General features: G+C 71.2%; 2 protein-coding genes. Both read right to left on the minus strand.

Features of this window, described 5'->3' with window-relative positions; translation table 11 throughout:
* Positions 1 to 303, minus strand: a 303-nt coding sequence (locus CCN72_RS41190; RefSeq protein ID WP_244174670.1) for a DUF4328 domain-containing protein, incomplete at its 3' end; no start/stop codon positions are given.
* A 429-nt stretch (positions 304 to 732) separates the two neighbouring features.
* A partial coding sequence (locus tag CCN72_RS36705; protein ID WP_244174671.1) for a beta-N-acetylhexosaminidase occupies positions 733 to 2,118 on the minus strand: 1,386 nt, incomplete at its 5' end.

The raw sequence follows: 2,118 nt of genomic DNA on the forward strand, positions 1-2,118 counted from the left end.
GGCGAGTTGATCGGCGCCGTGGGCGGCGTCGTACTGCCGGGAGGCGGTCCGGCCCACGAGGAGGCTGATGATCCACAGCGTCCACCAGGCGTTGACCGGAGTGGTCCGCACCCGGGTGCCCGGCAGGGCACTGGCCGTCCAGACGTCCACGACGACCCGGCGCGGCAGCCACAGGTTCCCGATCGGCACGAACCAGCCCCCGATGGCCCAGCCGCGCTTCATGCGGTGCCCATGCGGCTCGAACACCTCGGCGTTCGTCCGCACCCGCCACAGCCAGCACAGATAGACGGCGATGGTGGCCACCAGGGTGATCCCCTGGGTGACGCTCGCCGCGTTGTAGAGGGTGTCGGCGTGATGGGCCCGGCGGACCAGNNGCTCGCCTGTGTCTGGTCCGCGAAGCAGGCGAACAGGTCGGCGGCGACGACCAGCCCCAGCAGGACGGCCGTGGCCAGACCGAGCCCGGCGGGCGAGCGCGGCGGGGCACCGGGCGGCGGCGCCAGGGGCGGCGCGGGCTGGGGCGGTACGGGCATGGGCGTGGCCATGGTGCGGGAATCCCCCGAGGTGAGAAACGGCGACCGGCGGCCCGCGTACGACATGCACGCGGCCCGCCGGAATATATGAACACCGGAAGATACGTCCGATGATCACGCCGCGTCCACAGAAATCACACAGCTCCGCCGGAGATCAGCCCAGCCGGAGATCGGCCCAACCGGGGATCAGCCCAACCGGGGATCAGCCCAACCGGCCCGCCAGGGACTTGAAGTCCGTCCAGGAAAGGGCGGGCGTGCCCGGGTCCCACAGCTTCTGGACGGTGGCCCGCAGCGGCATCCGGATGCCGGCCGCGACCTGGTCCGGCGTCTGCGCGTCGGGGAGGTCGCCCCACACCGCGAAGGTGCCGCCGAGGATCTGGCCGTCGTACCGCGCCGGGACGGCGGTGGTGCCGCGCACCACCCGCGGGTTCCACTGCTCGTAGATCCGCTGCCCGGTCGGGTAGACGAAGGTCTGCGGCTGGCCGAGGACGTAGTAGAGGAACTCGTCGTTGTAGTTGATGAGTTTGCGGCCGGCGCTCAGATAGTCCTCCGGCGGCCTGGCGCCGATCTCCTTGCCGGTCCAGTAGGCGACCTGGAGATCGTCCGCGGGCCGCACGGCGGTGGCGCTGCGGTAGAAGCCGTCGTTCCAGGCGCGCATGGTTCTGCCGTGGGCGCGGACGGTGGCGGCGCGGTCGTTGAGCCACTGGGTGGTGAGGTCGGCGACATTGCCGTTCGCGCCGAACTTCTGCCGGGCGGCCGCGGCCAGCTGCGGATAGGCGGTCTGGGGGTTGCTCGCCATCAGCGCCTGGTACTCGTCGCCGCCGAGGTTCCACTGATCGCCGGTGAACAGCCCCGCGTACTCGTTCAAAAGGTCGTCGATCAGCTCGGCCGAGCCGGGCTTGGAGATGTCGATCGCGCCCTTGGTCACCACGCCGTTGCCGTTGCGCAGTTTGAGGTCGGGGTGGGCGGCGAGGACCGCGCCCAGGTGTCCGGGCGAGTCGAGCTCCGGTACGACGGTGATGTGCCGGCTGTTCGCCAGGTCCACGATCCGCTTGACCTGCGCCTTGGTGAGATGGTCCGGGGAGACGATCTCCGGGTGGGTGCTGGACTCGATCCGGAAGGCCTGGTCGTCGGAGAAGTGCAGCCCCAGCTCGTTGTACTTCAGGTCCCCCAGCTCCCGTATCCGGTCCTCTATCCAGGACTCGGAGTACGGTTTGCGCGCGATGTCCAGCATGAAGCCGCGCACCGGCTTGGCCGGCTCGTCGCGCACGACGCCCTCCGGCGCCGTACCGCCCCCGTGGACCTCCTGCTTCAGGGTCCGGGTGCCGTAGAAGACCCCCGCCTGGCCCGGCCCGCTGATGTCGACCCGGCCGCCCCGGACGGTCATGGTGTACGACTCCTGGTCGCCGCCCCCGCCGCCCAGCGACAGCCGCAGATCGCCCGCCTTGGTGTCGTCCTTCTGTCCCGCGTAGCTCATCCCCAGCTCGCCGGCTATCAGCCTGCCCTCGTCGGCGAGGCCCGCGTCGCCGATCACCACGCGGTCGCCGGGCCGCGGACGCCAGCCGGGCCCGCGCGCGGGGGTGTGGGA

The sequence above is a fragment of the Streptomyces murinus genome (assembly GCF_002154555.1).
GTDB lineage: Bacteria > Actinomycetota > Actinomycetes > Streptomycetales > Streptomycetaceae > Streptomyces > Streptomyces murinus.